8 protein-coding genes are annotated in these 7,350 nt (G+C 43.7%); 5 read left to right on the top strand and 3 right to left on the bottom strand.

Annotated elements, in window-relative coordinates; translation table 11 throughout:
- Window positions 1–121 precede the first annotated feature (121 nt).
- The 3 genes from pspC to pspA are packed head-to-tail and all read right to left on the bottom strand — an operon-like array spanning window position 122 to window position 1,421.
- Window positions 122–508: an envelope stress response membrane protein PspC gene (gene pspC, locus AB4496_RS04045; protein ID WP_032499058.1), complete on the bottom strand. Its 387-nt coding sequence runs from the start codon at window positions 506–508 to the stop codon at window positions 122–124.
- The gene (gene pspB, locus AB4496_RS04040; protein WP_009848775.1) at window positions 501–734 is read right to left on the bottom strand and encodes an envelope stress response membrane protein PspB; all 234 of its coding nucleotides are present in this window, start codon (window positions 732–734) and stop codon (window positions 501–503) included. The genes pspC and pspB overlap by 8 nt, the downstream gene beginning before the upstream one ends.
- Before the next feature lie 15 nt (window positions 735–749).
- Window positions 750–1,421 (bottom strand): phage shock protein PspA, encoded by a 672-nt coding sequence (gene pspA / locus AB4496_RS04035; RefSeq protein ID WP_010440091.1) that lies wholly within the window; start codon window positions 1,419–1,421, stop codon window positions 750–752.
- A gap of 316 nt (window positions 1,422–1,737) precedes the next feature.
- Here pspA and pspF point away from each other — a divergent pair, with 316 nt between their 5' ends.
- The 5 genes from pspF to AB4496_RS04010 all read left to right on the top strand — a co-directional run bounded on the left by pspF (window position 1,738) and on the right by AB4496_RS04010 (window position 7,322).
- Complete coding sequence (pspF, locus tag AB4496_RS04030; protein WP_102257844.1) at window positions 1,738–2,760, top strand: phage shock protein operon transcriptional activator; 1,023 nt, start codon at window positions 1,738–1,740, stop codon at window positions 2,758–2,760.
- Between the two features lie 102 nt (window positions 2,761–2,862).
- Entirely contained in the window at window positions 2,863–4,485 is a 1,623-nt protein-coding gene (sapA, locus tag AB4496_RS04025; RefSeq protein WP_102257843.1) for an ABC transporter substrate-binding protein SapA, read from the top strand.
- Complete coding sequence (locus AB4496_RS04020; RefSeq protein WP_009848779.1) at window positions 4,485–5,447, top strand: ABC transporter permease subunit; 963 nt, start codon at window positions 4,485–4,487, stop codon at window positions 5,445–5,447. The genes sapA and AB4496_RS04020 overlap by 1 nt, the downstream gene beginning before the upstream one ends.
- Complete coding sequence (gene sapC / locus AB4496_RS04015) at window positions 5,434–6,321, top strand: putrescine export ABC transporter permease SapC (RefSeq protein ID WP_009848780.1); 888 nt, start codon at window positions 5,434–5,436, stop codon at window positions 6,319–6,321. Before AB4496_RS04020 ends, sapC begins: the two co-directional genes overlap by 14 nt.
- Window positions 6,321–7,322, top strand: a complete 1,002-nt coding sequence (locus AB4496_RS04010) for an oligopeptide/dipeptide ABC transporter ATP-binding protein (protein WP_009848781.1) — start codon at window positions 6,321–6,323, stop codon at window positions 7,320–7,322. The genes sapC and AB4496_RS04010 overlap by 1 nt, the downstream gene beginning before the upstream one ends.
- The last annotated feature ends 28 nt before the right edge of the window (window positions 7,323–7,350 follow it).

The raw sequence follows: 7,350 nt of genomic DNA, 5'->3' as shown, positions 1-7,350 counted from the left end.
GATTAATCACATGTAACTTACCAGTTATCGTAAGATTTATTTAGACAAAATTATTAATAAAAAATAACGGCTTGGGATAAATTTTCCTAAACCGTTATCTAATCTTTTTGAGGCTTGACCACTACATGTTCTTAAATGCACGGTCGACTTTAAAAGTGTCCGAAGTCACATAAGCTTCCATATTGCGTACACTGGTCTCTAACGTCTGGAAATCACCCTCTAAAGTGCCCAACAAAGACTCTGCTGTTTGCCCTTTTTCCCAGGGTTTTTGCTTGAGTGTGTGCTCTTGTTTGGCTTTCATCTGATCGACATATTGAGGTGGTTGTTTTTCAAGCATAAATGTCAAAGCTAAATACGCTAATAACACCAAAAAGCTACCACCTAGCAGTGCGGCTGAGATCACTAAGATACGAACCAACCAAACTTCAAGGCCAAAATAGTTCGCTAATCCGGCACACACGCCAGACAATTTACCGTTAATCGGATCGCGATACAGTTCTCTACTCATAGTTTCGTCTCCAGTTAGGTGACTCCGCATCCAGTATTTTTTCTAACGTTTTCACTCGGTCTTGCATCGACTCAGCTTGCTCAGAAAGCTTATGCAGACGCTGAAGATCCGTTTCTGAAAGACCATTGCTGGATTTCTTCTTGCTGCGGTAGTGTAAGAATAACCATAGCGGTGCCACGAAGATCAAAAAGACAATCAGTGGACCTGCAATTAGAAATGTTGACATAGACAACTCCTAAAATTATTTATCGCGGTTTTCAACTTGTTGCTTCAGTTTCGCCAGCTCTTTTTCAATCTCGTCTTGAGCTTGTAGCTCTGCAAACTCTTGGTCTAAAGATTTTGCGTTACCGGTTTTTGCGTAAACGTCAGCTTCAGCTTCTAATTCATCCACTTTACGTGAGAATTGCTCAAACTTCGCCATTGCTTCGTTGGTTTTGCTTGAATGCAGATGTTTTTGAACATCGCGACGATTGCTTGCTGCATTATTACGAATCATTAGTGCTTGCTGTTTTGCACGAGTCTCGGCGATTTTGGTTTCAAGCTTACCGATCTCACTGGTTAGTTTTTCGATGGTTTCATGAACCAAAGTTTGCTCGGTGTGGAGACTCTTGATGATATCTTCAAGTTTTTGCTTTTCGATGAGTGCCGCTCTAGCCAGATCTTCACGTTGTTTAGTCAGGGCTAATGTCGCTTTATTCTGCCAATCTAGAATCTGAGTTTCGATAGCTTCAACTTTACGTGCTAGCTCTTTCTTGTCTGCAATGGCTTTTGCTGAGTTAGTACGAACCTCAACCAGCGTGTCTTCCATTTCTTGAATAATGAGGCGAATCATCTTTTCAGGATCTTCAGCCTTATCTAATAGTGCACTGATGTTTGAATTTACAATGTCTGCAAAGCGAGAAAAAATACCCATAAGAAACTCCTTAATTGCAATAATGGCAAATAGGTTTTAAATCGTTTTCGATTTCTCAATCCACTTGCTCAAAAATCTACGTCTGTTGTTAAACCTACCATAAGTAATCCAAGTAGCGTGCCAACTTTCAAGTCATTGTTTATCAAGCGCTTACAATAAAATGGTGATTATCCCGAACCATGCTATGATGAATTTAGCCAAGTATTGGTATTTTTCACCACTACAGCTTTGTGATTAATGCTATTTACATCAAGTGATGTAAATAAAGCTCTCTATGTCTTGCCCATTGGAAATCAGATCATACAAGGACCCATTTATGCAGCAGAATCTCATTGGTGAATCCCCTAGTTTTCTCTCTGTTTTGGATAAAGTGTCTCAACTCGCACCAATCGAAAGACCGATTCTGATCATCGGGGAGCGTGGTACAGGTAAAGAGTTAATCGCCCAAAGGCTGCATTACCTTTCAAGGCGCTGGGACCAGCCATTGATCTCACTGAACTGCTCAACCCTTAGCGAAGGGTTGATTGATTCAGAGTTGTTTGGTCATGAATCAGGTTCTTTTACCGGTTCAAAAGGTCGTCATCAAGGTCGTTTTGAAAGGGCTGAAGGTGGAACTCTGTTCTTAGACGAACTAGCGACCACCCCCCTTGCCGTTCAAGAGAAGCTATTGCGTGTTATTGAATACGGGCAATATGAGCGTGTCGGCGGACAAAAGGCGCTAAGTGCCAATGTAAGACTGGTGTGTGCGACCAATGCTGACTTACCAGACATGGCGTTAAAAGGCGAATTCAGACCCGATTTATTAGATAGACTGGCGTTTGATGTCATTACTACCCCACCTCTTCGCGAACGAAAAGAAGACATCACGCTGCTAGCAGAATACTACGCCATTAAGATGTGTCGAGAGTTAGAATTGGAGCTGTTTGTCGGTTTTGCTCCATCTGCTGTTGATGCACTATTGGATTATTCTTGGCCGGGAAATGTGAGAGAACTCAAAAACGTCGTTGAACGAGCTATCTACCAGCACGGTAAAGATCCATATCCTATTGAATCTTTGGTGTTTAACCCCTTTAAACCAACATGGCAAATAGATCAAGATTCCACGCACGAAACTGGCAATGATCTGTCCAACAGCCATACTCCATTAGAGCACTCATTTTCTTTGCCGCTTGATTACAAAGCATGGCAAGAACAGCAAGACATTAAATTACTCAATCAAGCACTAAAACAGAGCAAGTATAACCAGAAGCAAGCAGCAGAACTACTTGGGTTAACCTATAACCAATTACGTGGAATGGTGAGGAAGTACGCGATTGTAGGGCAAGCTAACGATAAATAGCTGTCCACACTTGATTATTATTTGGAGCCGAATAAATAAAATGTTAAATTGTCGGGATCTTGAGGCTCCTCTAACGCCTCGTTTCGAAAAGTATTTCTTTTTATGAAAGCACTAATAAGACTATCACTTAGCATCTGCACGCTTGGCTTTTTAGCTGGATGTGGTGAAAGTGTCACTCACGAGCAAATCCGTGAAAAAAGCTTCATTTATTGCGGCCAAGGTAATCCTAGTACCTTCAATCCACAATTGGTTGATAGTGGCATTACCTCAGAGTCGCTGAGCCCTCAAATTTTCGATACCCTGCTCACTCTTGATCCTATGACTTACCGACCAAAACAGAACTTGGCAACAAGCTGGTCTGTCGATAAATCAGGTACAGAGTACACTTTCAAACTGCGCCCAAATGTTGCGTTTCAAACCACAGATTGGTTTACCCCAACCCGCAGCATGAATGCACAGGATGTGGTCTTTAGTTTTGAACGTATCATTGATACTTCAAACCCATTTCATTATGTGGGTGGCGGTTTATATCCATGGTTCGCTGGCATAGACTTTCAAAACCTGATAGTTGAAATCACGGCGGTGGATGACCTAACGGTGAAGTTCCAGTTAAGTCGCCCAGATAATTCATTTCTTAACAATATCGCCACCAGCTATGCGGTCATTCACTCCAAAGAATATGCCAACAAGCTGATTACCACAGATGAAAAAAATGAAATAGACTCCAAGCCCGTAGGCACAGGCCCTTTCTACTTGGATGAATATCAAATTAATGATCTTGTACGCTTGAAAAAGAACATGCATTACTGGAAGGGTGAAGTACAAATGGACCAAGTTGTATTTGATACTTCACAACGCGGTACAGGCACACTTGCCAAGCTTCTCCGCAGTGAGTGTGACGTGTTGAACTCACCAATTTCTAGCCAGATCCCTATTATTCAAGCTCATGAAGAGTTGAAGATTTCTGCCACACCTGCAGTAAATGTCTCTTTCATCGCGCTAAACACAGAACACCCTGCATTGCGTGACTCACGAGTACGTAAAGCATTGAACTTGGCTATTAACCGTCAGAACATTCTTGATTCTGTGTACTACGGTACAGGTACAAAAGCCTACACGTTACTTCCCCCTACTTCTTGGGCTTATCAAAAAGACAGCGTTCAAGTTCGCTATGATCGAAACTATGCGATCGCACTTCTTAGAGAGGCCGGTGTAGAACCAGGGTTAGAGCTTTCAATGTGGGTGCCACTAGAGCCACGCGCATACAATCCAAGTCCAAGAAAAACGGCAGAACTGATCCAAGCAAACTTGGCTGATATTGGTATTGAATTGAAACTCTATACCGACGATCGATTTGACCGAACACAGCTGTCTTCAATTTCCTCAACAGATTTGTTACTCACAGGTTGGATTGGCAGTACGGGCGACCCAGACAACTTCTTGCGTCCACTTCTATCATGTAGTTCGGAACGCGCGGGATTAAACGTCTCTATGTGGTGCAACTCAGACTTTGATTTCCTTCTCGACTTGGCATTAGAGATTAATCAACAAAGGCATCGCGTGAACTTGTATCGACAAGCCCAAAACATTCTTAATGAAGAAGTTCCTGTGATACCTCTCGCTCATGGCGTGCAATTCCGTGTGCACGATCGTTCGCTAACAGGTTTTAAACGCAGTCCTTTTAATGCTCAACCTTTTGATCAAGTCAGAAGGGAGGTGAACTGATGTTTTGGTATACATTAAGACGTGTAAACTTATTCATTATTACACTTGGAATTCTGACTTTGGTGGGCTTTGCTCTACTTCGATTAGACCAAACCTCACCTTGGGCAATTCAAGATTTTTGGCCCGGCTGGCTTAGCTACGTCACCGAATTATCGACGCTGAATTTCGGCCTGAGCAAACACGGTGTTCCTATCATCGAAGAGCTTGTCGTGGTATTCCCTGCGACGTTAGAATTGTGCTTCTTTGCTTTTCTACTCGCACTGTTTATCGGCATCCCTTTCGGCACAATTGCCGGCATGAGACAAGGTAAGTTTGTTGATACCACTATATCGTTTACTTCAATGGCAGGCTACTCAGCACCTATATTTTGGGTCGCATTGCTAATGATCATGGTGTTCTCACTGCACTTCGAGATGTTCCCTGTTGGGGGACGATACGATCTACTTTACGAAATTGAACACGTGACTGGCTTTGCAATGATTGATGCCTTCTTTGCCGAAGGTAACTATCGAGCACACGCCCTACAGAGCGTAATAGACCATATGGCGTTACCTTGTCTTGTTTTGGCGCTCGCTCCAACAACCCAGGTTATCCGACTAATGAGAGCGTCAGTGGCTGAAGTGATGGCTCAAAACTACATCCGTGCCGCGCGAATCAAAGGTCTTTCAACAAGAGAGATCGTCACTCAACATGTATTAAGAAATGCAATACCACCGATTATTCCTAAGGTCGGCGTTCAACTCTCCAGTATGTTAACGCTCGCTATCATCACCGAGTCTATCTTTAACTGGCCGGGTATTGGCCGCTGGTTGCTGGATGCATTATCCAATCAAGATTACGTTTCAATTCAAGCTGGTGTAATTGTGGTAGCAACCTTGGTTTTGACCGCGAATATACTGTCCGATCTACTGGGCGCGATGGTCAATCCTCTGGTAAGGAAGGAATGGTATGCTAACAAATAACGTCTACCAAGAAGAACAGATTCCAACCCAATTCGAGCGTTTCTGGCGCAGCTTCCGTGGCAATAATCTCGCAATGTTTGGACTATGGTGTTTGGTCTTGATCATTTTGATCACCATCACTTCACCATGGCTAGCACCACATGATGCTCAAGAGCAGACGGGGCACCTACTAACACCTCCTTCTTGGGATCCGGCTGGAACAGTTGAGTATTTTCTAGGCACTGATGATTTAGGCCGAGATATTCTATCCCGTCTGATTATTGGCTCTCAGCTGACATTTGGTGCCGCAGTAGTGATTACCTTTATCGCAGCAGTCATCGGTTGTCTGATTGGCGTACTTGCAGGTATGACTCGTGGGTTGCTATCAAGTACGCTAAACCACTTGCTTGACACGGTAATGTCTATTCCGTCGTTGCTACTTGCGATTATCTTCGTGGCATTTCTTGGCTTTGGCGAGTTTAATATCTTGCTAGCCTTATGTTTGGCATTGATTCCACGCTTTATTCGTTCGGTATACATTGCCGTGCATGCAGAAGTAGAAAAAGACTATATTTTGGCTTCTCGCCTTGATGGTGCGAATGACTTCTACCTGTTATGGAATTCAATCCTTCCTAATATTCTTACTGTAGTGGCACTTGAAATTACACTGGCATTGTCAGTCGCCATTCTTGATATCACGGCCTTGGGTTTCTTAGGGCTTGGCGCTCAAGCACCAAGTACCGAATGGGGCTCAATTTTGGGTGATTCTGTAGAGCTGATTTACCTTGCGCCATGGACAGTAACTCTACCCGGCTTAGCCATTATGTTTACAGTGATCGTGATTAACCTTGTCGGTGAAGGTGTTCGCCAAGCGCTAAATGCAGGAATCGAATAATGCCGTTACTTGATATTCGACATCTAACCATCGAGATTGAGACCCCTCAAGGGATGGTTAAAGCAGTAGATCGAATGAGTATTACCCTCAATGAGGGAGAAATTCGTGGCTTAGTAGGTGAATCAGGTTCTGGTAAGAGCTTGGTTGCAAAAGCGATCGTTGGTGTTTGCAAAGAAAACTGGAAAGTGTCTGCCGACCGAATGCGCCTTGGCAATATCGACCTGCTACAACTAACGCCCAAAGAACGACGCCGTGTGATCGCTCGCGATATCGCGATGATCTTCCAAGAACCATCGACATGTCTTGACCCTTCCGAAAAAGTGGGACGCCAGCTAATAGAGGCGATTCCTTCGCGTTCATTTGAAGGTCGATGGTGGCAACGGTTTAAGTGGCGAAAAAAGCAAGCAATAGCATTACTGCATAAAGTGGGGATCAAAAATCACTCTCACCTAATGGACAGTTATTCTTATGAGTTGACCGATGGTGAGTGTCAAAAAGTCATGATCGCCATGGCGATCGCTGCCAAGCCAAAAGTGCTAATTGCCGATGAGCCAACCAACGATTTAGACCCGATTACGCAGTCTCAAATATTGCGCTTATTGAGCCGAATGAATCAACTTCATAACACGACAATTCTCCTCATTGGGCACGATTTAACGACTATCACTCAATGGGCGACACGAATAACCGTGATGTACTGCGGTCAGTCCGTTGAGTCTGCAGATACGACAAAACTGTTGGATGTACCAAAGCATCCTTACACCGTTGCACTGCTAAAAGCGATGCCCGATTTTAACGACTGGATTCCCCATAAAGAAAAACTGCAATCTTTACCAGGGTCAATTCCGCCGCTGCAGCACCTCCCGATTGGTTGTCGACTTGGACCACGTTGTCCATACGCGCAAAGACAGTGTGTCGAGATCCCGCATACTAAGCGTATAAAGACCCACAAATTTAACTGTCATTTCCCTCTGAATATGGAGAAGAAAAAGAAATCATGAGTGCATTATTAGAGGTCAGTGATTTATC

The sequence above is a fragment of the Vibrio sp. 10N.222.46.A1 genome, assembly GCF_041473595.1.
In the GTDB taxonomy this organism is placed as follows: domain Bacteria; phylum Pseudomonadota; class Gammaproteobacteria; order Enterobacterales; family Vibrionaceae; genus Vibrio; species Vibrio tasmaniensis_A.
Note: the sequence above shows the minus strand (reverse complement) of the source record. Positions and strands in the feature narration are given on the sequence as shown.